General features: G+C 54.6%; 18 protein-coding genes. 11 read left to right on the top strand and 7 right to left on the bottom strand.

All coding sequences use genetic code 11. The features are described 5' to 3' along the window. Positions 1-368 precede the first annotated feature (368 nt). From AC1Z24_RS25870 to AC1Z24_RS25855, 4 genes are all read left to right on the top strand, one after another. The gene (locus tag AC1Z24_RS25870; RefSeq protein WP_483743255.1) at positions 369-1400 is read left to right on the top strand and encodes an amino acid ABC transporter substrate-binding protein; all 1032 of its coding nucleotides are present in this window, start codon (positions 369-371) and stop codon (positions 1398-1400) included. Between the two features lie 67 nt (positions 1401-1467). Continuing rightward, positions 1468-2649, top strand: coding sequence for an amino acid ABC transporter permease (locus AC1Z24_RS25865; protein ID WP_259107448.1), 1182 nt, complete (start codon positions 1468-1470; stop codon positions 2647-2649). A 10-nt stretch (positions 2650-2659) separates the two neighbouring features. Beyond that, positions 2660-3757, top strand: a complete 1098-nt coding sequence (locus AC1Z24_RS25860; RefSeq protein ID WP_483743254.1) for an amino acid ABC transporter permease — start codon at positions 2660-2662, stop codon at positions 3755-3757. A gap of 10 nt (positions 3758-3767) precedes the next feature. After that, positions 3768-4532 (top strand): amino acid ABC transporter ATP-binding protein, encoded by a 765-nt coding sequence (locus AC1Z24_RS25855; RefSeq protein ID WP_259107453.1) that lies wholly within the window; start codon positions 3768-3770, stop codon positions 4530-4532. A gap of 68 nt (positions 4533-4600) precedes the next feature. Here the strand turns inward: AC1Z24_RS25855 and AC1Z24_RS25850 are convergent, their stop codons facing one another. Further along, positions 4601-4810: a DUF6124 family protein gene (locus tag AC1Z24_RS25850; RefSeq protein ID WP_483743253.1), complete on the bottom strand. Its 210-nt coding sequence runs from the start codon at positions 4808-4810 to the stop codon at positions 4601-4603. A 546-nt stretch (positions 4811-5356) separates the two neighbouring features. Between AC1Z24_RS25850 and AC1Z24_RS25845 the strand changes: the two genes are divergently transcribed. Continuing rightward, positions 5357-6646 (top strand): CynX/NimT family MFS transporter, encoded by a 1290-nt coding sequence (locus AC1Z24_RS25845; protein WP_483743252.1) that lies wholly within the window; start codon positions 5357-5359, stop codon positions 6644-6646. A gap of 256 nt (positions 6647-6902) precedes the next feature. Here the strand turns inward: AC1Z24_RS25845 and AC1Z24_RS25840 are convergent, their stop codons facing one another. Next, positions 6903-11171, bottom strand: a complete 4269-nt coding sequence (locus AC1Z24_RS25840; protein WP_483743251.1) for an RHS repeat-associated core domain-containing protein — start codon at positions 11169-11171, stop codon at positions 6903-6905. Between the two features lie 24 nt (positions 11172-11195). After that, positions 11196-15170: a hypothetical protein gene (locus AC1Z24_RS25835; RefSeq protein ID WP_483743250.1), complete on the bottom strand. Its 3975-nt coding sequence runs from the start codon at positions 15168-15170 to the stop codon at positions 11196-11198. A 253-nt stretch (positions 15171-15423) separates the two neighbouring features. On the opposite strand from AC1Z24_RS25835, the gene AC1Z24_RS25830 reads away from it, so the two are divergent. From AC1Z24_RS25830 to AC1Z24_RS25820, 3 genes are all read left to right on the top strand, one after another. Further along, positions 15424-15909, top strand: a complete 486-nt coding sequence (locus tag AC1Z24_RS25830; protein ID WP_483743249.1) for a nuclear transport factor 2 family protein — start codon at positions 15424-15426, stop codon at positions 15907-15909. Positions 15910-15952: 43 nt separating this feature from the next. Then, positions 15953-16291 (top strand): GIY-YIG nuclease family protein, encoded by a 339-nt coding sequence (locus AC1Z24_RS25825; protein ID WP_483743248.1) that lies wholly within the window; start codon positions 15953-15955, stop codon positions 16289-16291. A 64-nt stretch (positions 16292-16355) separates the two neighbouring features. After that, positions 16356-17288: a glutathione S-transferase family protein gene (locus tag AC1Z24_RS25820; protein WP_483743247.1), complete on the top strand. Its 933-nt coding sequence runs from the start codon at positions 16356-16358 to the stop codon at positions 17286-17288. 48 nt (positions 17289-17336) lie between these two features. On the opposite strand, the gene AC1Z24_RS25815 is transcribed toward AC1Z24_RS25820, so the two are convergent. Together AC1Z24_RS25815 and AC1Z24_RS25810 are read right to left on the bottom strand one after the other, a co-directional pair. Further along, positions 17337-18638 carry a DUF2599 domain-containing protein gene (locus AC1Z24_RS25815; protein ID WP_483743246.1) on the bottom strand — a complete coding sequence of 434 codons (1302 nt, stop codon included), beginning with the start codon at positions 18636-18638 and terminating at the stop codon, positions 17337-17339. Between the two features lie 180 nt (positions 18639-18818). Then, the gene (locus AC1Z24_RS25810; protein WP_259105998.1) at positions 18819-19169 is read right to left on the bottom strand and encodes a glutaredoxin family protein; all 351 of its coding nucleotides are present in this window, start codon (positions 19167-19169) and stop codon (positions 18819-18821) included. Positions 19170-19521: 352 nt separating this feature from the next. Here AC1Z24_RS25810 and AC1Z24_RS25805 point away from each other — a divergent pair, with 352 nt between their 5' ends. After that, positions 19522-20559 carry a hypothetical protein gene (locus AC1Z24_RS25805; RefSeq protein ID WP_483743245.1) on the top strand — a complete coding sequence of 346 codons (1038 nt, stop codon included), beginning with the start codon at positions 19522-19524 and terminating at the stop codon, positions 20557-20559. 104 nt (positions 20560-20663) lie between these two features. Here the strand turns inward: AC1Z24_RS25805 and yejK are convergent, their stop codons facing one another. Further along, positions 20664-21665, bottom strand: coding sequence for a nucleoid-associated protein YejK (gene yejK / locus AC1Z24_RS25800; protein WP_483743244.1), 1002 nt, complete (start codon positions 21663-21665; stop codon positions 20664-20666). Between the two features lie 393 nt (positions 21666-22058). Between yejK and AC1Z24_RS25795 the strand changes: the two genes are divergently transcribed. Continuing rightward, positions 22059-22340 carry an HU family DNA-binding protein gene (locus AC1Z24_RS25795; RefSeq protein ID WP_259105994.1) on the top strand — a complete coding sequence of 94 codons (282 nt, stop codon included), beginning with the start codon at positions 22059-22061 and terminating at the stop codon, positions 22338-22340. A gap of 184 nt (positions 22341-22524) precedes the next feature. Here AC1Z24_RS25795 and rlmF read toward each other — a convergent pair whose 3' ends face one another. Beyond that, positions 22525-23541, bottom strand: a complete 1017-nt coding sequence (gene rlmF, locus AC1Z24_RS25790; protein ID WP_483743243.1) for a 23S rRNA (adenine(1618)-N(6))-methyltransferase RlmF — start codon at positions 23539-23541, stop codon at positions 22525-22527. Between the two features lie 160 nt (positions 23542-23701). On the opposite strand from rlmF, the gene AC1Z24_RS25785 reads away from it, so the two are divergent. After that, a complete protein-coding gene (locus AC1Z24_RS25785) occupies positions 23702-24577 on the top strand; it encodes a LysR family transcriptional regulator (RefSeq protein ID WP_483743242.1) in 876 nt (291 codons plus the stop codon).

Here is a 24577-nt window from a genome sequence, read left to right as displayed (position 1 = left end):
CGCCTATTCGACATTGCTCGCAGTCTGGTACGGGCTTTGCTATGGATCATTCGAGTCAAAGTGCTCTGCTTGTGCGGTAACACTGAGCAACTACTCTCAGTGTCTGTGCGGCGCGGCATGGAATCCATACGACAGGATTCCCGGCACGGTTCGGCCTGTACCATCTTGGTCAGGTACATCATGGGGTTTGATCCATTTGACCGATTGACGGATCGGGAACAGGGTTGACGAGATGATCTTGCGCCCGGTTCCAGATTCAGGTCTTACGTCGCATGACCCAAAAAAAAGCCAGCACGGGTCATCAGTGCCTCACAAGGGTGCGACGGGGCTCAAGCTCCAACACAACAAAGAGCAAACTGGAGGTTTGAATGAAGATGTTGAAATCCACCCTGGCTGTAGTCACCACGGCAGCAGTACTGGGTGTTTCGGGTTTCGCGCACGCAGGTGCCACCCTTGACGCGGTCATGAAGAAGGGTTTTGTCCAGTGCGGCGTCAGTGATGGCCTGCCAGGTTTCTCCGTTCCAGACAGCACCGGCAAGATCGTAGGGATCGACGCCGACGTCTGCCGCGCTGTTGCTGCCGCTGTCTTCGGTGATGCTACCAAGGTCAAGTTCAGCCAGTTGAACGCCAAAGAGCGTTTCACCGCTCTGCAATCCGGCGAGATCGACATCCTGTCGCGTAACACCACCTGGACCAGCTCCCGTGACGCTGGCATGGGTCTGAAATTCCCTGGCTTCGTCACCTACTTCGACGGCGTAGGTTTCCTCGCCAACAAGAAACTGGGCGTGAAAAGTGCCAAGGAACTGGACGGTGCGACCATCTGCATCCAGGCCGGTACCACTACCGAGCTGAACGTTTCCGACTACTTCCGTGCCAACAACCTGAAGTACACCCCGATCACCTTCGACACCTCCGACGAAAGCGCCAAGTCGCTGGAATCCGGTCGTTGCGACGTACTGACCTCCGACAAGTCGCAGCTGTACGCACAGCGCAGCAAACTGGCTGCGCCAAAAGACTACGTCGTTCTGCCTGAAACCATCTCCAAGGAGCCTCTGGCGCCTGTAGTGCGTAACGGCGATGACGAGTGGCTGGCTATCGTGCGCTGGACTGGCTATGCACTGCTGAACGCAGAAGAAGCCGGCATCACTTCGAAAAACGTTGAAGCTGAAGCCAAAGGCACCAAGAACCCGGACGTAGCCCGTATGCTCGGCGCTGACGGCGAATACGGCAAAGACCTGAAACTGCCGAAAGGCTGGGTTGTAGCCATCGTCAAGCAAGTCGGTAACTACGGCGAGATCTTCGAGAAGAACCTGGGCAAAAGCACCCCGCTCGAAATCGAACGTGGCATGAACGCTCTGTGGACCAATGGCGGCATTCAATACGCACCACCAGTGCGCTAATTGAACTGTGCCCGCAAGCCCCGTCAGGCTTGCGGGCATTTTTGTTCCATTTTTCCTGGGGCACTCCATGCAAAAGCAAATCGGCGCACCAACGAAGGGTTTTTCCCTGACAGATCCAAAAGTGCGTGCCTGGTTATTCCAGATCATCACGGTTGTCGCGGTAATCGCGATGGGCTGGTATCTGTTCAGCAACACCCAGACCAACCTGCAACATCGGGGTATTACCTCCGGCTTCGGTTTCCTTGATCGAAGTGCCGGTTTCGGTATCGCCCAGCATTTGATCGACTACACCGAATCCGACAGCTACGCCCGCGTATTTGTCATCGGCCTGCTCAACACCCTGCTGGTGACGTTCATCGGTGTGATCCTGGCGACCCTGTTGGGTTTCGTCATTGGTGTCGCGCGGCTGTCCAACAACTGGATCATCAACAAGCTGGCGACGGTCTACGTCGAAGTTTTCCGTAACATTCCGCCTCTGTTGCAGATCCTGTTCTGGTACTTCGCTGTGTTCCTGACCCTGCCGGGCCCTCGTAATGCCCATGGTTTCCTGGACATGTTCTATGTCAGCAGCCGTGGCCTGAACATGCCGGCCGCTTTGAAGGCTGACGGGTTCTGGGCATTCTGGGTCAGCATCGTTGTGGCCATTGTCGCCATCGTGCTGATGGCCAAGTGGGCCAACAAGCGTTTCGATGAAACCGGCGTACCTTTCCACAAGTTCTGGGCCGGTCTCGGTCTGTTCATTGTGATCCCGGCCTTGAGCATGCTGATCTTCGGCGTGCCGGTGCATTGGGAAATGCCGGAGCTCAAGGGCTTCAACTTCGTCGGTGGCTGGGTAATGATCCCGGAACTGCTGGCCTTGACCCTGGCGCTGACGGTTTATACCGCGGCGTTCATCTCCGAGATCGTGCGTTCGGGTATCAAATCGGTCAGCCATGGCCAGACCGAAGCTGCCCGTTCCCTGGGGCTGCGCCCTGGTCCAACGCTGCGCAAGGTGATCATTCCCCAGGCGCTGCGGGTGATCATTCCGCCACTGACCAGCCAATACCTGAACCTGGCGAAGAACTCCTCGCTGGCAGCCGGTATCGGTTATCCGGAAATGGTTTCGCTGTTTGCCGGTACCGTTCTCAACCAGACCGGTCAGGCGATTGAAGTCATTGCCATCACCATGAGCGTGTACCTGGCGATCAGTATCAGCATTTCCCTGCTGATGAACTGGTACAACAAGCGCATTGCGCTGATCGAGCGGTGAGGAAGAGCGCATGAGTACACATATTTTCAAACCCAACATGCCGCCACCGAGCAAAGTCTTCGGGCCGGTGGCATGGATGCGCCAGAACCTGTTCTCGAACTGGATCAACACCCTGTTGACCCTGTTCGCGATCTACCTGGTCTGGCTGATTATCCCGCCACTGTTGAGCTGGACGATCTTCGACGCCAACTGGGTCGGTACCACTCGCGCCGACTGCACCAAGGCCGGTGCCTGCTGGGTGTTCGTTGAACAGCGCTTCGGCCAGTTCATGTACGGCTACTACCCGGCTGACCTGCGCTGGAGGGTTGACCTGACCGTCATCCTGGCCATCGTTGGCGTTGCACCGCTGTTTATCTCCCGGTTCCCGCGCAAGGCTGTTTATGGCCTGAGCTTCCTGGTGGTTTACCCGATCATTGCCTTCTGCCTGCTGCGTGGCGATGTCTTCGGCATGACCGGTGTGGCGACCAGCCAGTGGGGCGGCCTGATGCTGACCCTGGTGATCGCCACCGTCGGTATTGCCGGTGCCTTGCCACTGGGTGTCGTACTGGCCCTGGGTCGTCGCTCGAACATGCCAGCGGTGAAAGTGGTCTGCGTGACCTTCATCGAGTTCTGGCGCGGTGTGCCGTTGATCACGGTGTTGTTCATGTCCTCGGTGATGTTGCCGTTGTTCCTGCCTGAAGGCATGAGCTTCGACAAATTGCTGCGCGCCCTGATCGGCGTGATCCTGTTCCAGTCGGCCTATGTGGCCGAAGTGGTGCGGGGCGGCATGCAGGCGATTCCCAAAGGGCAATACGAAGCCGCGGCCGCCATGGGCCTGGGTTACTGGCGCAGCATGGGCCTGGTGATTCTGCCTCAGGCGCTCAAGCTGGTCATCCCCGGGATCGTCAACACGATCATCGCCCTGTTCAAAGATACAAGCCTGGTGATCATCATCGGGTTGTTCGATCTGCTCAACAGCGTCAAGCAAGCGGCCGCCGACCCGAAATGGCTCGGTATGGCCACAGAAGGCTACGTCTTCGCGGCCCTGGTGTTCTGGATCTTCTGTTTCGGCATGTCCCGCTACTCCATGCATCTGGAGCGCAAGCTGGACACCGGCCACAAGCATTAGGAGTTTTGTGATGAGTGAAGCTATCGTTAAGCCCCTGGGCGCTGAAGGCATGATCCGGATGGAGGGCGTACACAAGTGGTACGGCCAGTTCCATGTGTTGAAAGACATCAACCTGAACGTGCGTCAGGGCGAGCGTATCGTCCTGTGCGGCCCGTCGGGTTCGGGCAAGTCGACCACCATTCGCTGCCTCAACCGTCTGGAAGAGCACCAGCAGGGCAAGATCATTGTCGACGGCACCGAGCTGACTTCGGACCTGAAGCAGATCGAAACCATCCGCCGCGAAGTCGGCATGGTGTTCCAGCACTTCAACCTGTTCCCGCACCTGACCATCCTGCAGAACTGCACGCTGGCACCGATGTGGGTGCGCAAGATGCCCAAGGCCAAGGCCGAGGAAATCGCCATGCACTACCTGGAGCGCGTACGCATTCCAGAACAGGCGCATAAATTCCCGGGCCAGCTCTCCGGCGGTCAGCAACAGCGTGTGGCGATTGCCCGTGCCCTGTGCATGAAGCCGAAGATCATGCTGTTCGACGAGCCGACTTCGGCACTGGACCCGGAAATGGTCAAAGAGGTTCTGGACACCATGGTCGGCCTGGCGGAAGAAGGCATGACCATGCTCTGCGTAACCCACGAAATGGGCTTTGCCCGTACCGTGGCCAATCGCGTGATCTTCATGGACAAAGGCGAGATCGTCGAACAAGCCGCGCCAAACGACTTCTTCGACAACCCGCAAAGCGACCGTACCCGCCTGTTCCTCAGCCAGATCCTGCATTGATCGGTTGAAGGCAGTACAAAAAAACCGGACCTTGGGGTCCGGTTTTTTTATGGCTGAATGTCAGATGATCACGCCTGCAGACTGCTCAGCGAGCTCTCCACATCATCACGGGCCACTTCAATGAAGTGCAGCACCGAAAACGCCATGTCTCGATCGCTGCCCTTGAGTTTGTCGGCGTGTTCATAGGCGACGACGGCGGCATAGCGCAGCATGTCGGCGGCGTGGGTCATGCGGGTTGGGATAGATTGCGTAGGTAGATCAGTTGGAATATCGGACATTTTCATACTTCTGATTGATTGAAGGAATCCGTCACCGATCGCGACTAAACGAGGGTGGCGGCTGTGCACAGGTTAGTCGACCGACCAAACAGAAAATCGGCGCATCCGAAGATGCCCTGCGCACAGCCACCATTAAGACCTACGACGAGCCTGGCTGGCTGCCGACATGGTTATGACGTTGTGCGCTGTTTGATCTGGGCGACTAAACCCGGTCGCTGATATCAGCGACCGACGCAGCCTAGCCACCTGAATCAACAGGCACAAGCGCCCGGGATTCTCTCGGAAAGTTCGCCCCGAAGAAAGAGACAGGTCCTACGAATTTGTTGCGGGCAATGCCCGTGGGAGCGAGGCTTGCCCGCGAAGGGGCTGGTACAGCCGATATATCTCTACTGACTGAAATGCTGCTTTCGTGGGCAAGACACGCTCCCACGAGGTTGATCCTTTCGGTTGTATCCAATTCACCTGAACCTTGTATTCCCCGGCGTTCTCCAACAGGATGCTTGCCCGCCATTCAGTGCAATGACATTTCCAGATACAGAGCGTCCCATGACTATTCAGGCCCCCAAGAGCCCGTTGTCCGAAGAAACTTTACTGCCCCGTGATATCGAGCCATTGATCGACTGCGAAGCCGATGATGAACAGGTTCAGCACAGCGCCCCGGTGCTCAAGCGCCCGTGGTTATTGCTGTTGGGCCTGGTGCTGGTGGCGCTGAACCTGCGTCCGGCGTTGTCGAGCATGTCGCCGTTGCTTGGCGGGGTATCCGAGAGCCTGGGCCTGTCGGGTTCGACCGCAGGTTTGCTGACCACGCTACCGGTGCTGTGCCTGGGGCTGTTCGCGCCGCTGGCGCCGATCCTGGCGCGGCGCTTTGGCAGTGAGCGGGTGGTGTTGGGAATTCTGCTGACACTCGCGGCGGGGCTGGTCGTACGCAGCTCGTTGGGGACGGCCGGATTGTTCCTCGGCAGTATTATTGCCGGGGCCAGTATCGGCATCATTGGCGTGTTGCTGCCGGGGATCGTCAAACGGGATTTCCCCAGGCAAGCGGGCACCATGACCGGTGTCTACACTATGGCATTGTGCCTTGGTGCCGCCATCGCGGCCGGGTCCACGGTGCCGTTGAGTCACTACTTCGATAACAGCTGGGCCATCGGTCTGGGCTTCTGGATCGTGCCGGCGCTGATCGCTGCGATGGTGTGGCTGCCCCAGGCGAAGCAAGGCCATGGCGCCCATCATGTGGCTTATCGGGTGCGTGGGCTGCTGCGCGATCCTCTGGCCTGGCAGGTCACCCTTTATATGGGGCTGCAGTCGTCCCTGGCCTATATCGTCTTCGGCTGGCTGCCCTCGGTGCTGATTGGTCGTGGTCTAACGCCGACCCAGGCCGGCCTGCTGCTGTCCGGCTCGATCATGGTCCAGTTGATCAGCGCCCTGAGCTCGCCCTGGCTGGCGACCCGGGGCAAGGATCAGCGCTTGGGTATCCTGATCGTCATGGCCCTGACCTTGGGCGGCCTGTTTGGCTGCCTCTATGGACCACTGGACGGTCTATGGGTTTGGGCGATCGTGCTCGGCCTGGGGCAGGGTGGTACGTTCAGTCTGGGCCTGACCCTGATCGTGCTGCGCTCGCGCGATCCCCATGTCGCTGCCAACCTGTCGAGTATGGCCCAGGGCATTGGCTACACCCTGGCCTCGTTGGGGCCATTCGCCGTCGGCGTCGTGCATGACATGACCGGTGACTGGGACGCTATTGGCTGGATTTTCGGGGTGATTGGCGTGGCGGCTATCGTTGCCGGGCTGGGTGCCGGGCGGGCGCGGTATGTGCAGGTTATTAGTGAGAAAGCCTGAGCTCTGCGCAGCGTCACCATGAGCGGACTCATTCTCAGGCCTCGGCAACCATGTGGCTGGCCTCGTCAGTTTAGGGAGAGGCAGATATTCTACCCGCCCTCCCTATTTATCTGTATTCCGGCAGAGGTAACTATTACAACTGCTCGCAGAGAAGTCAGTCACAAGATAAAAAGAGCCGATGACCTTTCTACGGTCTCATATGTATCTATAAGTAATTGTTGTGAATGTGGCTTTTCCTTATTCTTGGTAAAAACGCCTATAAAGAGGAGATGTCGAGTGCGGTGAACATGCTTTCCTTTATGGTTTTGGTATTAACCGCATAGCCCACAAATCCTATGAGTGCGTCGTCTTCTGCGGGGACTCCCTTTCCAGTCCAGAACTTGTGGGCAGAAGATGTTCGGCTACTTTTTGTAGGGTGTATGATGTATATCGTATCTATATTGTAGGTTGATGATTTTGCACTTGTTACTTTTAGCTCTTTGGCTAATTGACTAGCTAACCAGCTTTCTCTTTGGTTGTGAATAGTACCCAGAGACGGATCCGGTAAGAAAGGAGGCGTCAGGTCATTCGGTTTACTGTTTACAGTAAACACCGTCGTGCTTTCTTCCATGCTGCCAATTCGTTGTGTCGGTGAATTTGTCTTTTTGAGAGTATAACCTTTTGTTGATGTAAAGTGTTTATCAAGTAGGCCTGGCATATCTAAAGAACCGAGATCATCTATTGCACTACCGCGCTTTATGGGTGCGGAATTTTGGCCCCGCAGGGCTGGTATATCCAGAGATCCAAGGTCATCTATCGGATTTACACGCTGGGTTTGTATAGCATTTCGGCCTTGTAGGCCCGGTATGTCCAACGATCCTAGATCATCTATCGGGTTACCGCGTACCACTGTAGCGGCTCTTGATGGAGAGCGAATAATTGGTACTATTTTGTTGGTTCTGCTTAAGGAGTTTCCTATGCGAATTGCCATACGGCCCGCTTTACTTCCAGCCCACCTAACAAAAGACATACCGTATGAAAGTGCGGCTTTGAAGGGTATAAGTATGGTTGCCATATCAATGCCGAATGAGGCCCAGCCAAGTTTGGCGGCCAGTTCAGGATTGCTGTTCTGCAATGAGGCACTGGTGATAGAGATAGCGCTGCTGACGGCTGTCACGGTAAGTAGGGCGATTGCTGCCACGAGGCTGAGGCCACCCGTTGGGAAGGCGAGCAACACGGAACTGACGGCTATCAGAACCGCGACTGCGGCCCAGATGATGGTTGTGAGTAAACCGGAGAGACCGCTACCTTGGACTGCCTCCTGCGGTTCAGGCGGCTTTGGTGTGTATTCATTAATGAGTTGGTCCAGCTTGTTGATCATCTGGTCCTGACCCCAGCGGCTGATCATGACATGCCCGCTCGGGTCATACAGATTAACCGGGTCACCGCCGCAGTAGGCGTAGTTATTGATGCCCCCCCTACCAAAAGGGCTGTCCCGGTCGGGCTGTTGAAAAGCGCGCTGAGCCGGACTGTAAACCCGATAGCCATTGCCCAGATGGTAGGCGCCGGTCAAAGGATCACGACGTTCACCGTTGAAGCCCAAGCCGCTGATGAGTTTGCGATGAAGTCCATCGTCGCATTCACCCCAAGGGGTGTAGGCAATGCTGGTGACGGTAGTAGGCTTCGACGAAGCTAGCTGATATTCACTGCTGACGCCATTTTGTGGATCGGTAATAATAAAAGACGTTGTTTTGCTCTCGTTGACAATTAACTCGGTCACAAGCCCGGCCTCAGTGTCCAGCCTCAATTGTTGCAGCACTTTGCCTTGTTCATCCAGACATATCTGTGCGCACAAAATATTCTGGCTATATACGAACACCAAGCGTTGTTTTTTTTCTTCATCCCATTGATTTGCCAAGCGATCCTGCTCGTCGTATTCATACTTCGTAATCAATTTTTTATTTTTATCGCTCACCGACTCAAGTTGGCCAAGCAGGGTATAGGTCATCTTCCGATCCAGTTCATCCTGAATCAAATTGCCGTTAGCGTCATACGTGAGAGTTTTTTCCTCAGTTGAAGCATTCGGCGTTTTTCCATTGCTGTCCGGAGCCGGCGTCGTGACCGTTTTGATTTTACTGCGTTGCGTCGGGATATCTGTATTGTAGGTGTAGGTCTGATTCTGCTTGCTGCCGTCAACAAACCCGGTTTCGCAGGACGTCAGGTTATTGAGCACGTCGTGGGTGTATTTTTGGCTAGAGATAATTTTTCCTGACGAATTCCTGGGTCCGGCAGTGGAGTCTGTACTGACGGACCACTCTTGAATGCGTTCTAGATTGTCGTACTTGAATATTTCGTCAAGGCAGGTCACACCCTTACGTGTAACCGTTTTCCTGAGCAATTGGCCGCTGGCTGACCACTCTTGCAAATAGACTTCAACTTCGTCGTCGTCCATTACATACCGGCGAGCTGTTTCGCGGCCAAAACTGTCAAACTCGTGGTTCACTTTCAGTACATGGCCTGAGGCCATGTCTCGCACGGTGGTACGCTCGCATTCTCCCCAGGCGTTATAGCGATAATGGTAATCGAGGTCGCCGCGCATGCTCCTGGTGCGGCGATTCAGGTGATCACGCCAGACTCTTGCTTGAAGCCCATTGGCGAGCCCCTCGATATATTCCGCACCGGCCAACGAGCTGTAGCGCCTGGCGTTGAATGTCAGACCGCTGGTCACCCGGGTATACAAAACGTCGCGCCAGGGTGCTTTGGGTGCCGTGATCGTCAATGACTTGTCAGCTTTGTCGTCTGAACTCAAGGCTCTTGTGAGCGGATTATAGGTAAAGGTTGCAAGCACTACTCCTTCAGCTTTTCCAGCGGCTTTGGCCTTCCAGGTCAGGGTATTACCGTCTGGGGATAGCTCGCTGAAAATCTGAGTCTCATCGGGCAATGTTTGCGAGGTTGGTCTTTTGTCGGTGCGGTATTCGAAGCGGTATTTGAGCTTGCCCACTGAGCGTTCTTTGACAAGCGCGTTGTTTTCCAGGATTTGTGTTCCCATGACAACTTCGGTATCTGCTGCACCACCGCCTTTAACGCTGATCTGGTTAACCGTGTCACTCATTCCAGCATAGACTCGTTTGACACTGGTTTTATCCGGACCTATCCATTCAATCGGTCGGTGTAATTCGTCATACTCAATTTTAAATACCCGTTCAGTTTTCGGGGCTGTGGCGAAGGTCTGCTTGAGCTCCTTCAGGCACCCAAATTCATCGAAGGTTTTTTCTGTGGTGCCAGCCGCTTTTTTGTCGGCGGCAGGTGCCCCCTCCGGCAATTTCTGCTCTTCGCGTAGTATAAAACCGCCCTTGTTCTGGTTCTGTTGGCTCCGCACACGGGTTAGCAGTGGGCCGCTTTGATTACCCAAGGTCTCTTCAATAATCTGCGTGGGCGTGAGCTGCCCTTTTATCTCTTGCTCTTTTTCGCTGCTTGCTCCCCAGATCACATCTCCTGACAAACCGCGCAGGTCCTTGTTGTAACGTTGAAGACCTCCAGGCAGGTAATCGTATGCTCCATCCTGGCCGTATATCGGGCAGAAGTCCGTATCTCGCACCGGTCTGGTCGTCGTGCGTTGCTGTTCTATACCGACTACCTGTTGTAGACCGTCGTGGAGTATGCGTCGAACTGGCGTGTCTGACTGAACGACATCCGTCTTCACCGACCAGATGCAGCCATTTTTTGCGTGCTCGTAGCGTGTCTGGGTATGGGCCAGTTTTTTGTCTGTTCGCGTGGCTAAAGGATTCTGTTTCGGGTCATTCGCATAGGTGATTTCTTCGGTGATACGGCCAAGAGCGTCATAACTGAATCGTTGCTGTTGCTTGCTCTCAGTGCGTCGCATCAGCAGCCCACGATAGATTGAACGCTCTTCGGTACATAACTCTTGCCATGTTTCGGGCGTGACATCATTCACCATGGACGAAAGGGTAAGTTTAGTTAGTTTCGCTTTCATATCGCTACTGCGTACTTGTCGAGTCTTGAGTTGTTGCCGTTCTTTGTTCCAGTACCGACGCTCAGTTACAGTGAGGGTGTTCTCTTCCTTGAATGTGGTTTGACAATGAATCAAAGCTTTGTTGCGCCCAGCTATAATCTGTAAATTCCAGGCCGTCAGTGGGTTTTCTTCTATCGCAGTAATATTACTGAGAGTGACACCTTCGACACTGATAACAGTGTCGACTTCGTTGGGGTGCGTGGCGCTGTAGCCATAGAGCCTTAGGGAGGTCGGCATGACGACCTTCTCTTGTAGCATGTACTGAAACTCCGCCATTACCCTCAAGGGTAAGCCTTCAGCTGTCTTCGGTGCTTTCAACGACCGTGATTCACTCTGCCAGATATCGCTTTTCCATTTTGAGTCGAGGAAGTCTTTGAGGTCAGGACTTTCACCACCTTCATTTTTGTAATGACACCACAGTGTAATGGTACCGTCTGCGGCTACGCTCTTTATCAATTTTCCGTCTGTGGCATAGGTAAATGCCTGAGTTAATTTTACTGTTTGAGCAGTCATGACCCGTCTCCATAAGATTGCTGTTCATATGTCTTGATAAATCGTCGTGATTCCGACTGGCGAGCCAAAACGTGGATCGGGTCGTTGGACATCACTAAACGTCCACTGCGTGGTCTTGCCTGTGCCGCTTGGAGATGTTTTTTGTTCCTCAATTTGTAGATGGAATCCGTTCCAGCTTCGTTTGGTCGCAACGCCCTGATATTCGGTTTCTGTACATGAGTAGATATAGCTGGCGCCTTGCTGAACAGCAGTATCTTCGAATCGATTAAAACTTATAGTGGCGGTATAGCCCAAATGGTTTTGTTCCGAATACTGCCAGTTAGTTCGCAGGGTAGGCTGGTCTATGCCGGGTGATATGACGTGAATGCTGACGCAAGGTAATGCCGGTTTCCAGCCACTCCCGGCGGGGAACTGCATGCCTTCTGCTTCGTAGAAAACTGCCTCCAATGAACCGTCGGACTCAGTGATGGAAGTTAATACCCTGTCTAAAGTGGGGTCAGGACCATAAGTATACTGCACCCATTCCGCCACGGTGCTGTCTGCCTGGCTGGATCGGTTAATGCGATCAAGCAGATAATTCCTCAGTTTAAGCTCCACGTCGGTAGACTCTGTAGTGTTCGGCCACAAGATAAACTTCACGGTTGACTCAATAGCGGTTGTCTCGGACGACGGGCGAGCTTCATAGGTGGCGGTGAGCAGTGTTTCGTTTACGGTGGATATTTTTTTGAGCAGGTATTGTCCCTGCTCTTGTTCCCAGTCAAATTTAAGCTCGCCGCCGGTAGAGGAGAGGATGCTTTTCGGAATAAGATGCTGGTCAGGTGTTTGCCAATAAGCCAATTCGAGAGCAACCTGATTTTGAAGCTCTACGGCATGTCCGACCCAATAGGCTTTGGCTTTATTTTCTCGCTCCTCGAGATAAGTTTTAGCACGCTCTTTGCTCTCGGTGTCGTATGCCTTTGCATAGGTCAAATGAATTAGGTAGGGCCAATTCTTATAGAGATATTCTTTATCTGTAATATGAGTTGAGATCAGTTCTTGAAGGTTTTTAAGCTTGGATATCACGTCGGCGTTGTGTTTGCTAGTATAGTCTGCTGAGGCATTGGCGCCGACGCCTAAAATCTCTTTGCGACCCGAAGGGAGGCTGATAGTCATTGATTCAAATAGGGTTTTCTCGTTGTTGGATACTGTTGCTGTGACGTTGACAATGACTTTGTCAATTGATCTGCCGTCCTTGAGCTGGCTTAACTCTTCTTCGGTGAACTGAACGGTCTGCCCGGTGCTTAGAGTCAATAATTTTTGACGGTTATCGAAGGAGGAGAAGTTGAACGCCCAACCATCTCCCAATCCTGCCTCGTTCGCGCGCAAAGGCGAATAGCGCATGGTGAGATCAATAGTGGGCCCTTTGCCCTCAAGATCCGTAAAGGTTGCGATGGAATAATGGGCATTAAATAGTCCAGTACGCGGGTCTACTCCAGTCGTATTTTGTCCGCTGACATCAAAAACCTCTGATCGGTAGGTATTACCGTAATCCTCGCAGAGAGGGCTGGCTGGTACCGCTAATTCATAAGGTGATGACGTACTACAAGATAGGATTTTGGCTCTTTCCCAGATATTGCCCGCGTGTGTAAAACCCACATAGGCTAAAGGGCCAGAGGGCGGAGCGATGCCATCGGGAATATATATGTTGAATTGCTCATACGTCGCGAAGTCCGAATCTGCGAGGGAAGGAATCAATCTGGCTCCGCTCGCACGGAAGAGAGGAGTCAACCGAGCAACAAAGGTGATCGGAGGATCATAGCTATAAAGGATTTCGTAAGCGTTGGCAGCTGGATATTGCCTGGCGGGTTGGCCGTGTTTAATGTAGATGCGCTGTGCGGTCGTGGCAAGCTTTATACATTGTACCAAACTGAGGATGCCGTAACCTGCCATCTCGCTTTCAAGATAATTGATTACGCTTTCTGAGTCGCTGCGCAGAATAAAACGATATAGTTCTTGCTTGTTGACATGTTGCTGAGGGTTTTTATTTAAAAGATCTGTTAGCCGCTCCAGGTTTTTTATGTGGGTACTCAGCGTCCCTAATTGATCTGCGCCGTTGAAATGCTGTTCTAGTAATCTTTGCGCAGCGAAGGACTCCATTTGTTGGTTTTTTATTGTCCCGTCATGATCCGAGCCAAAATCACTCGGATGCTGTGATGGGTGGCTATCATAAAAGAAAAATTTTTCCGGCTGCGATTCCACGCTGAAATCCGGAAGGGGAGTCGCAAAAATAGAGGGCTCAGCAAACCCATTGTCAAGACCTCGGTTACCTGGCGTTTTGAGTTCTAATGCAGTCTCTATTTTTTGGGCTATATCTAAATAGGACAGGTATCCAGAGAGGCGATCTGATGAGAAATCATTGGATGATAACCCTGTGAAGATATCAAGTTTTTTTTGACGAAAGTCTTCCATTACTTTATTTATATTTTTTTTCTGCTCCAGCCATCTGGCGGCTCCCTCGGATAAACCATCGTCCTGAGCTTTTTGATAAGCTTTCAAAATTTCAATTATTCCCCATGCTTCCATTTCGTCGGCAGCTACGGGTATCGATGGTTCAATGTTGATATTCAATCCGGACCGTCTTGGTGTACGTATGGATAGCACTTTGTCGTCGGGGATCTGGATATAAGCCTTTCCGTCTCGATTGAATCGAGTGCGTACGGTCTGAGCGGTTCTGCGCCACCAAGATGCTGCGTCTGTCAGTGGTTTGCTGGAGTTGGTCCTGGATAGATGTTGATAAAAAATCCGCTGGGAGAAATCGTTTATCACCCGTATTTCAATTGCACTGTATGTGTCCTTATACATCTTATCCAGGGGCGCGGAGAAGGTGGCCCAGTTTTTATCTGACGGTTCTGTCGTAAATACCCTCAGTCCAGTCCCAGCCTGCCAAAGAGTCGCCTCGCCTGAGTCTTTGGCAAGTTCTGTGGACTTGTTTGCACTGGCGGCCAATTTTACATACGGTGCAAGTTTTGAAGCATTGAGCGATTTGGCCCATGCACCGATCCAGTTCTGTTTCTTGCGGTCTTCGGCATTCGTCGGTGTGAAAGTATGAGGTTCAATTAGTTCGGCGTTGGAATACTCATCCCAGACATAGGTGGAGATGGACTCGTCTGCAGTCAGATCCCGTTCGGCCTTGATGGTCTGTTCGGTCCACCAAGTCATGGGCTGGACAGTTACGGCCAACTCGGAACATTGCGGGATCCACAAGGCATTGTCTTTATCTGTGGGGCTGACGCTGGCGGTTTTCGAGTTCCAGGTCCCCGCCCGTAGCATTTTGCTGTTCAAGTTGATGTGAGCGCAAAGATCTTTAGTCCATTTCATATTCTCAAGACTGTCGGCTTTTGGGATGAAGAAATGGGTTTCGTAAAGGTATTGCGAAGTGATATCGCGTACTTGTACACAGAGTGTGGCGCCTGCTTCCAGCGTCATCGAAGCGAGTAATAGCGTCTGCACCCAATTGCTATTGAAGGCCGCAGTAGAGAAGGTACGGTTCTCGCGATTGTAGTGCCAAAGCCGGTTGATTTTTGATTTTTCGATCAAGTCCAGTTCGCTGAATTGTGAGGTGTTTTTGCTACCTTCAAGAGCGGTGAATTCTCCTTCGGCATTCCAGCCTCCCGCTCTCAAGTGTCGGGCACTTTTATTGACGTGTTGTGCGAACAACTGCGGCCATTTGGCTTTGTCCTCGCTACCTTTCGGCACGTTAAATGTGATTTCTTCCAAGGGATAGCCATCCGAGCAGCGGATTAGCCAGGCATATAGCTTTTCGCCAGGAGTAAGATCGCGATCGGCCAATATGAAGCTGGGACTGAGCCATGAGTTTGTGGGTATACCGAGTTCATCAGGATCGAAACCGGTCATATCAGGAAGGCCGTTCGCGCTAGGGAGTGTCAATCCTGCGCCGAAATGTTGGTTAACGATTTGCGCAGCAAGTTTTGCGGGCTCGCTTGTGTTGTCCGTAGCCATGGTCAGACGTCCGTTCTTATGTTCATTGAATTAAGCCTAGACCCTGATAATTGACCGATTGGAGATCTGTTCGGATTTTTTAGATTGATTGGCGATTGGTTGACAAGTGCTGATCGCTAGCGGAAGTAGAGACGGTTAATTATAAGAGCTCGGAATTAGAGCAAATTTATTGAGTATCTTGCGATACCCTCTCGCCATTTTCGATGCTTGCGCTTATCGTGCAGCTACCTTTTGCTCCAATGGACTTGCATGCATGAGCGACGAAGAAAAACGCCTGGTTAACAATGCCCTGATCACTCGCTTCTATGAGGCCTTCAGCCGCCTCGATGCCGAGGGTATGGCCGCCTGTTATGCCGAGGATGTGATTTTCAGCGACCCGGTATTCGGTGAGCTGCATGGCCGCCAGGTCGGGGATATGTGGCGCATGCTCACGTCCCGGGCCAAGGAATTCTCGGTGACTTTCGATCAGGTCCGCGCCGACGAGCACAGCGGCGCAGCGCACTGGGTCGCTACCTACCTGTTCAGCCAGACCGGCCGTACGGTGGTCAACGATATCCAGGCGCGTTTCGTGTTCCGTCACGGCAAGATCATCGAGCACCACGACTACTTCGACCTGTGGCGCTGGTCGCGTCAGGCACTGGGCACCAAAGGCCTGCTGCTGGGCTGGACGCCACTGGTCAAGAACGCCGTGCGCGCCCAGGCGCAGAAAGGTCTCAAGGCGTTTCAGGCGGGGCGTTGAGGCTCTGTTAGAATCGCGCCTTTGACGCTGATCGACCGTTGCCATGCCTGATGCTGCCCTTGCTGTTACTTCGACTGCCGAACCATTGGCCATCAAGCCGTGGTTCGTCTATCTGGTGCGCGCGGCCAACGGCTCGCTGTACTGCGGGATCAGTGATAACCCTGTGCGCCGTTTTGCCAGCCATCAGAGCGGCAAGGGCGCACGCTTCTTCAGCTCCAGCCCGGCAGTGGCGTTGGTTTATGTCGAGGCATGGCCGAGCAAGGGCGAGGCGCTGCGCCATGAACGCCTGATCAAACGCCTGAAAAAGAGTGCCAAGGAGCATCTTGTGGCGAGCTTCGATCGCCTGACCATCCAGCCCGTTGATATGGCGCCATCAGCCTGAGCGGGTAGGCCGCCTGCACCGGGGGCGCTAAGCTGTGGGCTTTCCCACCGCAGGACGGACCCCCATGTCAGAGCTGATCCTCCATCATTACCCCACCTCGCTGTTCGCCGAGAAGGCGCGCCTTATGCTGGGGTTCAAGGGGCTGTCCTGGCGCTCGGTGACCATCCCGCCGATCCTGCCCAAGCCGGATCTGATCGCCCTGACCGGAGGCTATCGCAAGACCCCGGTGTTGCAAGTGGGTGCCGATATCTACTGTGACACCGCGCTGATTGCCCGTCGCCTGGAGCAGGAAAAAGCCTCGCCAACCTTTTACCCCGCAGGCCAGGAGTTCACCGTGGCCGCGTTTGCCGAATGGGCCGACGCAGTCATGTTCAAACATGCGGTCAGCCTTGTTTTCCAGCCGGCTTCCCTGGCCGTGCGCTTTGCCAAGGTTCCACCCGAGGCGTTCAAGGCGTTTGTTGCCGACCGCGCGACGCTGTTCGACGGCGGCAGCGCATCCCGTGTGCCGTTGCAGCAGGCACTGCATCAATGGCCGACGTTCATGGCGCGGCTTGAGCTGCAGTTGTCGCGTAGCGGCGATTACCTGTTTGGTGAACCGTCGATTGCCGACTTCTCCGTAGCCCATACGCTGTGGTTTCTCAAGCAGACTCCGGTGACGGCGCCTCTGGTCGATGAGTATCCGCAAGTCGCCACCTGGTTGGCCCGGGTGCAGGGGTTCGGCCATGGCGCCCCGAGCGAGCTGAGTTCTGCCCAGGCGCTGGAAATCGCTGCCAACGCGACCCCGGCGGCGCTGCCAGATGAAGTCTTCGTCGACCCCAACGGCTTCCAGCCCGGTGATCAGGTAGTGATTGCCGCCACCGACTACGGCGTCGATCCGGTGTCGGGGGAATTGGTGTTCAGCGGGCGTGAGGAACTGATCCTGCGCCGTGAGGACGAGCGTGCCGGTGTCGTGCATGTACATTTCCCGCGCCTGGGTTTTCGCATCGAGAAGCGCTGAGATCGAGCCTGGCGCGCCCTTTATTGCTTGGCGCGCCAGAGCGCCTGTTCAGGGGAGCGGGTTGCAGCCACTGGCTTTTGCGACCGCCTCGGTTACGTTGGGCCGGAAGGGCTCCAGATTCCACACGGGCTTATCGCCATAGTTCTCCAACAGGCAGCTGAATTGGCGGCGCATACCGCCGCCGTTTCTTTCAAGCCATTCGGGATCGCGGTTATGGGCGTTGGCCAATTCGGAAAAGGCGACACTGATTTCATTATCTTTAATGGTCCTGGCGCAAGGTGTAGGGGTGACGGCTAACGTCCAGATATTCTGTTTGATATCGACGTCATTACGCTGGCTCCAGGTTGCACTCTCGATATATTTGTCGCAGGTGCCTTGATCATGGCCGTTATAAGTAAAGCGGGTGCCGGTAAAACCCGGCGCCAGATTCATGCGCAATACAGGCACCAGATAGCCCGCCTGCTTGAGCTTGTATTGAAAGATCATGGCCAGGGTCAGAGGGGGCAGATTATCGGCATTGAGTTCGCTGCTTCTGTTGACGTCGTAGACGAACGCGTCGATATAAGGCATCAACTTGCTGCCGTCGTTGGTTGTCGAGCTGTTCTTCAATAACATTTCCGTCCACACAGTCGCTGCCCAAGCACCTTTGAATTTGTGAATGCCGATCAGGGTTAGCCAGTCGGAATTGCTCTCTACATTCCATGAGCACTGATTGCGTTGCATGGCCACGCCACCGGCGCCATAGAGCCGGATCCAGGCGTCGGCCGGATTGGCTGCCGACGACACGCCGACTTCGGCACAGGAGCCGTAAGCGTTGTCCTGATTGATGTTGGGCTGCATCTGCTTCTGGTTGCTCTTGTCTTCCTGGAAGTCGCCTTCGAAGTCACAGCCATTCCAGCCCCTGGGTTTTCCGGATTTTCCACTCTCGTCTCGTAGCGCCCGAGTGGTGTCGGCGTCGAAGGTATAGATGCACAGCCAGCCCACGTCCAGCGGCGGTAATTGATTGGCGGCGGCATCTTCGGGCGTGCGGATGATGAAGCCAGCAGGGTGATAGAGCTTGTTGCTCGGGCTGTCCTGCCTGATCCAGCTATAGGACGTGGAGCCCAGTTCTATGGCGAGCGGGCTGTAATCCCACGGGTTGTATCTGCCGGTATTGAGGGTGCGCACTATGACGCCGCTGCAGTAATAAAGGCCGCGTTGTGCACCGGTTGTATCCTTGCAGCTTTGCAGTTGTTCGTTGTAGTTCTTATTGATCATGGCTGCGGTTGTTTGCGGCGCAATCTTGAACTCGAGTGCCAGGCATTGCGTGGTCAGCAAGATAAGCAGAGGCATTGAGGCGAGATGATTCATCTTCGTCACTCCATGGATTCTGTGCAGGCAAATACGCTGTCCAGTACCTGGGATTTTTATTCGCGGACGAATCACTGTGTGACGAGAGGGCGGGACTGTCTACTGTCATAACTACTAGGTCAAGCCTGCCGTTAGTTGTTAACGACAGACTTTTTATTGCGACCGGTTTTATGCGCGGGCTCAGTTCAGCGCGGCGAGAATGTCCTGCTCGCTGAAGCCGCGAATGATCGTACCGTTGACGTCGATCAGCGGAATCCCGCGTCCGCCAAGCGCCTCGTAGGCCTTGCGGCCCTCGACGGACTTCTCGATATCGAATTCCTTGTAAGCAATGCCCTTGCTGTCGAGAAAGCGCCGGGTCTGCTTGCAGTAGCCGCACCAGTCGGTGGCATACAGCACCACATGCTGTTGCTTCTGCGTAGCGCTGGCGGTGACCGGGTCAGGGTTGAAGACATGCTCGATCTTGCCCCAGTTCTGGTAGACCGCGACGAACAGCAGGATCAGGGCAAATTTTTTTAGAACACCTGAAAACATTGGGTGTTTCCTTTCTGAATCAATATTGAGCGAACTCGTTCTGGTGCGTCGTTTTACCGCGCTGTCGAGGTAATGGCAAGTGACACCCGGATGTGCGTGGTATTTTAATTTAGAAATAAGTAGTTGTGGGTAATCGCTAATGGGTCTTGGTGACCCCGGTTTACTGGCTGGAATAGCTTGATTGGTTGTGCTTAGATTTTATCAGTCGTAAGTGTTGTATCGTTCGTTGGATGACTTCGTGTTGCGAAATTTATCTGCGTTACGGTTTTTCTTTGGAGCGCTTCGAAAGTATCTGGGATTTATTGCCGGAACATGCTCGGAGTTGTCCTGTTTTTTTGTTGGAGTTGCCTTGATGAAAGCCCGATTGATAGTTCCATTTCTATTTTTTTTGAGCCTGCTTCTAAGTTGTTCTACAGTATCGCAGAACACGCCTTCGATCCCAACGACAACTCCGCCTCAACTACGACAGTTACCGGAGCGACCGGAGGATACGGTCGCTGCAATCAATCGTCGCTATAACCTGGTGGATAATCAGTGTCGGGAACTCGGCACCAATGAGCCGAGAGGTCATTACTATTGCAGTGGTGTATTGACGCGCGGTGTTGAGGATGGTCCGTTTTTGCCTTGGACTCATAGCCCTTCGGTTATTGCCAGCGGGTCCAGTTCTTACTCATGGATTCGCCGCGATATGCCCTTGGCGAGACTGATGTTTAAACCTGCTGGATTTATTCTACGGAACCCGGTTGAAGGCGCGGCAAGTGGTTTGCCGGCACTGGACCGCGGATTGATATGTATCTATCCGTTCGATGCCAGCACGGGGACGAATCTCCGGCACAAGGGTTGTGCTCTCAGGTATGAAAACACGGTTTTGTACCCTCAACCGGAAGCGCACCATCGCAACCAGGCTTATGCCTGGGGGCAATGCGAAGCTATGGGTATCCGGACGACGCAGGCGTGGATGGCTTTCTGGGAAAGTGACCCAACACCTGACCTGAGTATGCGCCATCAGTGTTCATGGAATGCTGATTCACCAGAGGGTTGGGATTCAGCAATATCCATATTTAATGACCAGCGTTACCAACACAGTGAAGCGATGTATACATGGAATGAACTCCTGCTCGACACCATGAAGGATGATGGCAATATGCTCATGCCTTACATTGCTGCCTTTTACTATGTTCTAGATCTATCGCCAACAGTTCGGGGTGGTCTGGAAGACGCCCGGACTTTCCAAACGAAGTTATACAAGAACGGTTACTGGGTGCCCATACTGCAATTGAACGCCGACGCCCCTTCATTGTGGCGGTATACCTATCACCCGGAAGACCAAGCCATACCTGTTCCAGGGTCTTTACACCGTGCTGTCGCACAGCAAACACGGGGTCAATAACAATGTAGGGCCAGCTTTGGCTGGGAAGGCAGCGTTTCAGACGCAACATATATGTTGGCTGCCCTGACGCTTTCCCGGCTGAAGCCGGTCCCACAGCCGCTGTGCTACCGCCGCTTGAGCTGATCGGTGAGTTGCGTCGGCAAGCCCTTGATGATCAGGGTGCCCGCTTCTTCGTCATATTCGATCTTGTCGCCCAGCAGATGCGCTTCGAAGCTGATCGACAGGCCCTCTGCACGGCCGGTGAAGCGGCGGAACTGGTTGAGGGTGCGTTTGTCCGCCGGGATCTCCGGGGACAGGCCGTAGTCCTTGTTGCGGATGTGATCGTAAAAGGCGCGAGGGCGGTCTTCGTCGATCAGGCCCGACAGTTCCTCAAGCTCCATGGGCTCACCCATTTTGCTCTGGCTGCTGGCGTAGTCGACCAGGGCCTTGGTTTTCTCTCGGGCGGCATCCTCGGGCAGGTCTTCACTTTCGACGAAGTCACTGAAAGCCTTGAGCAGGGTGCGGGTTTCGCCTGGGCCGTCGACGCCTTCCTGGCAGCCGATGAAGTCGCGGAAATACTCCGAAACCTTTTTCCCGTTCTTGCCTTTAATAAAGGAAATGTACTGCCTGGATTGCTTGTTGTTCTGCCATTCCGAGCAGTTGATGCGCGCGGCCAGGTGCAGTTGGCCCAAATCCAGATGGCGCGAGGGCGTGACATCGAGCACTTCGTTGACCGCCACACCTTCGCTGTGGTGCAAGAGGGCGATGGCCAGGTAGTCGGTCATGCCCTGTTGGTAGTGGGCAAACAGCACATGGCCGCCCACCGACAGGTTGGATTCTTCCATCAGCTTCTGCAGATGTTCCACCGCCACGCGGCTGAAGGTAGTGAAGTCCTTGCCGCCATCGAGGTATTCCTTGAGCCAGCCGCTGAACGGATGCGCTCCGGATTCGGCATGGAAAAAGCCCCAGGCTTTGCCCTGCTTGGCGTTATAGCTTTCGTTGAGGTCGGCCAGCATGTTCTCGATCGCCTGGGATTCGGCGAGTTCGGAGTCGCGTGCATGGAGGACTGCGGGCGTACCGTCGGGTTTTTTGTCGATCAGGTGGACGATGCAGTGACGGATCGGCATGGGGCTTCTCGCTGAAGGTGGTGTGCGCGGCCAGCTGGGCGGCGGGGCGTCTCGATTCAAAGGCGCCAAGTGTAACGCACCCGTGCCGATCTGCGCGGCCCGAGCCAGGTTTTGAGCGTTCACTCTGCTTTTTTACAACTTTGTCGCCGCAAACCTGACCAAAAGGGTAGGTAGGTGGGGATATTTGCTCTCTGCTGTGCTAGTTTTGCGCCGTCTTGCGCACTGAAGCGCGCTAAGCACGCAGTTTTGCACGTTGTGGCCGAACCAAACCCCGGTTTGAGTATCTACATTTCGCGATTAATCGTGGCTCTAGGGGGGCCAGGTTTGTTGCCTGGCCGCAGGCCGACTTGCACTCTGCAATCCAAATGAATTTGATAGGGAAGGAACACCACCATGGCTCTGACTAAAGACCAATTGATCGCCGATATCGCAGAAGCTATCGACGCGCCAAAAACCACCGCGCGTAACGCTCTTGAGCAATTGGGCCAGATCGTTGCCGATCAACTGGAAAACGGCGTTGAAATCACTCTGCCAGGCATTGGCAAACTGAAAGTGACCGAACGTCCAGCTCGCACTGGTCGCAACCCTTCGACTGGCGCTGCCATCGAAATCGCTGCCAAGAAAGTCATCAAGTTCGTTCCAGCCAAAGTGCTGACCGACTCGATCAACAAGTAAGCTTCGGCTGATTTGTTAAAAAAGCCGTGCTCCGGTTTACCGGGCACGGCTTTTTTGTATTCACAGTACAGAACCGTTGGAGCGAGGCTTGCCCGCGAAGAGGGTGTTCATTGGGTACATATTTTGTGCCTGAATATTGCCTTGGCGGGCAAGCCTCGCTCCAGCGCACGAATGCGCGATGCTTTTATTTCCAGCGCTCTTGCCGCCACGCCTCTTGCTGCACCTGATCCTGAAAGGTCCAGGCGACAAAGCGGCTCTGTTTCTGCCCTTGCCCCATCTCCACCACCTGGCTGTGCAGCGCGCCAGCCTTCTTCAGGGCGCTCTGGATCAAGGGCAGGTTGGAGGCCTTGGACACCAGGGTGCTGAACCACAACACTTGCTGCGGCACTTGGGCGCTTTCGTTGATCAGTTGCGTCACGAAGCCGATTTCGCCGCCTTCGCACCACAGTTCCTGGGATTGCCCACCAAAGTTCAGCACTGGCAGTTTGCGCTTGGGGTCGGCCTTGCCCAGTGCCCGCCACTTGCGCTGGCTGCCGCGCAGGGCTTCGTCCGGGGATGCGTGGAAGGGCGGGTTGCACAGGCTGATATCGAAGCGTTCGTCGCTGGCGAGCAACCCGAGCAGGATATGCTTGCGATTGGCCTGCTGACGCACACTGATCGCCTTACCCAGGCCATTGGCCTTGACGATGGTCGTGGCGGCAGCGACGGCCGTGGTATCGATCTCCGAGCCGACGAATTGCCAGCCGTAGTCGCTATGCCCCAGCAGCGGATAGATGCAGTTGGCGCCGGTGCCGATATCCAGGGCTCTGATCGTTGCGCCCTTGGGGATCACGCCGTCGTTGTGCGCGGCCAACAGATCCGCCAGAAAGTGCACATAGTCTGCGCGGCCCGGAATGGGCGGGCACAGGTAATCCGCCGGGATATCCCAATGGGCGATGCCGTAGAACGCCTTGAGCAGTGCGCGGTTGAACACGCGCACGGCGGCCGGGTCGGCGAAATCGATGCTTTCCTTGCCATAGGGATTGATGATCACGAATTTAGCCAGCTCGGGGCTGCTTTTGATCAGCTTGGGAAAGTCGTAGCGACCCTGGTGGCGGTTGCGCGGATGTAAGGTGGCCTTCTCTTTGACGGCCGCCGATTTGCCCGTTGAAGGTTTTGCAGCCTTTTTAACGGGCGCAACGGATTTGCGTGGAGTTGTCATGTACAGATTTAGTCGGGAGAAAGACAAACATTGTCACACAGTCTTGCGTGTAACGCTGCGCAGCACCGTCCGCGATGAACCGCACATACGGAACAATCCTTGCTTGTAAAACCCTGGGTAAGTTAACCGCCGCCCTGCGGTTTTCACGAGGTATCGAGCTATGCGCCATCTAGATACAGATGCTTTGGCTGCGTTCGTGGCGGTCATCGACAACAACGGCTTCACGGCCGCTGGCGATCGAATCGGTAAGACCCAGGCAGCGGTGAGTCTGATGCTTGCCCGGCTTGAGGCGCGAATCGGTCGCAAGCTGGTCGAGCGGCATCGACGTGGCGTTACCCTGACCGAACATGGCGAGTTGTTGATTGGTTACGCCCGGCGAATCCAGATGCTGGAAGACGAGGCGTTGCTGGCATTGCAATGTGAAGGTGAAGCCTCGCGGATCCGCATCGGTATGCCAGACGATTATCTCGAATCCATCGGTTGTGTGTTGGTCCAGCAGTTCTCGGTTCTGCACCCGCATTTGCAGGTTGAGATCATTTGCGATTTCTCTTCGAAGCTCGAAGTGATGCTGCACCACGACAGTATCGACTTGGCCATCATTACGCGCAGTGAAGACAGCAGCAGCGGCGAGCTACTGCGTGTCGAGGAGCAACTCTGGTGCGCAATGTCGGGATATTTCCCCGAGGCCAGTGCGGTATTGCCGCTATCACTGTTCGCTGATTCGTGTCGCGCCCGCCCGAGGATTCTTCAGGCGCTGGACAGTGCCCTGGTGCCGTGGCGCGTGGTCAGCTCCTCCTCGCATCTGCCAGGGGTAATGCATCCGGTGCGCAGCGGGTCCGCTGTTACGGTATTACCCGCGTCAGTCATCCCCAATGGATGGCGCATCCTGGGCGAAGAACAGAACCTGCCGGCTCTGCCCGCGCTGGAACTGGCATTGATGGTCCCGGAAAATGCTCGCTTGAGCACCCGCCGTCTGGCGCATTTCGTGCGCGAACATTTCCAGGTCGCTGCCGCTGCTGTCGCCATAGGTGCCTGA

The organism is Pseudomonas sp. JL23, assembly GCF_056933585.1.
The sequence above is the reverse complement of the archived record's forward strand: the minus strand, read 5'-3'. Positions and strand labels throughout refer to the sequence as shown.

Bases quoted from the DNA above. Each gene is read 5' to 3' on its own strand.
- AC1Z24_RS25870 (WP_483743255.1), top strand. From the start codon at position 369: ATGAAGATGTTGAAATCCACCCTGGCTGTAGTCACCACGGCAGCAGTA.
- AC1Z24_RS25865 (WP_259107448.1), top strand. From the start codon at position 1,468: ATGCAAAAGCAAATCGGCGCACCAACGAAGGGTTTTTCCCTGACAGAT.
- AC1Z24_RS25860 (WP_483743254.1), top strand. From the start codon at position 2,660: ATGAGTACACATATTTTCAAACCCAACATGCCGCCACCGAGCAAAGTC.
- AC1Z24_RS25855 (WP_259107453.1), top strand. From the start codon at position 3,768: ATGAGTGAAGCTATCGTTAAGCCCCTGGGCGCTGAAGGCATGATCCGG.
- AC1Z24_RS25850 (WP_483743253.1), bottom strand. From the start codon at position 4,810: ATGTCCGATATTCCAACTGATCTACCTACGCAATCTATCCCAACCCGC.
- AC1Z24_RS25845 (WP_483743252.1), top strand. From the start codon at position 5,357: ATGACTATTCAGGCCCCCAAGAGCCCGTTGTCCGAAGAAACTTTACTG.
- AC1Z24_RS25840 (WP_483743251.1), bottom strand. From the start codon at position 11,171: ATGACTGCTCAAACAGTAAAATTAACTCAGGCATTTACCTATGCCACA.
- AC1Z24_RS25835 (WP_483743250.1), bottom strand. From the start codon at position 15,170: ATGGCTACGGACAACACAAGCGAGCCCGCAAAACTTGCTGCGCAAATC.
- AC1Z24_RS25830 (WP_483743249.1), top strand. From the start codon at position 15,424: ATGAGCGACGAAGAAAAACGCCTGGTTAACAATGCCCTGATCACTCGC.
- AC1Z24_RS25825 (WP_483743248.1), top strand. From the start codon at position 15,953: ATGCCTGATGCTGCCCTTGCTGTTACTTCGACTGCCGAACCATTGGCC.
- AC1Z24_RS25820 (WP_483743247.1), top strand. From the start codon at position 16,356: ATGTCAGAGCTGATCCTCCATCATTACCCCACCTCGCTGTTCGCCGAG.
- AC1Z24_RS25815 (WP_483743246.1), bottom strand. From the start codon at position 18,638: ATGAATCATCTCGCCTCAATGCCTCTGCTTATCTTGCTGACCACGCAA.
- AC1Z24_RS25810 (WP_259105998.1), bottom strand. From the start codon at position 19,169: ATGTTTTCAGGTGTTCTAAAAAAATTTGCCCTGATCCTGCTGTTCGTC.
- AC1Z24_RS25805 (WP_483743245.1), top strand. From the start codon at position 19,522: ATGAAAGCCCGATTGATAGTTCCATTTCTATTTTTTTTGAGCCTGCTT.
- yejK (WP_483743244.1), bottom strand. From the start codon at position 21,665: ATGCCGATCCGTCACTGCATCGTCCACCTGATCGACAAAAAACCCGAC.
- AC1Z24_RS25795 (WP_259105994.1), top strand. From the start codon at position 22,059: ATGGCTCTGACTAAAGACCAATTGATCGCCGATATCGCAGAAGCTATC.
- rlmF (WP_483743243.1), bottom strand. From the start codon at position 23,541: ATGACAACTCCACGCAAATCCGTTGCGCCCGTTAAAAAGGCTGCAAAA.
- AC1Z24_RS25785 (WP_483743242.1), top strand. From the start codon at position 23,702: ATGCGCCATCTAGATACAGATGCTTTGGCTGCGTTCGTGGCGGTCATC.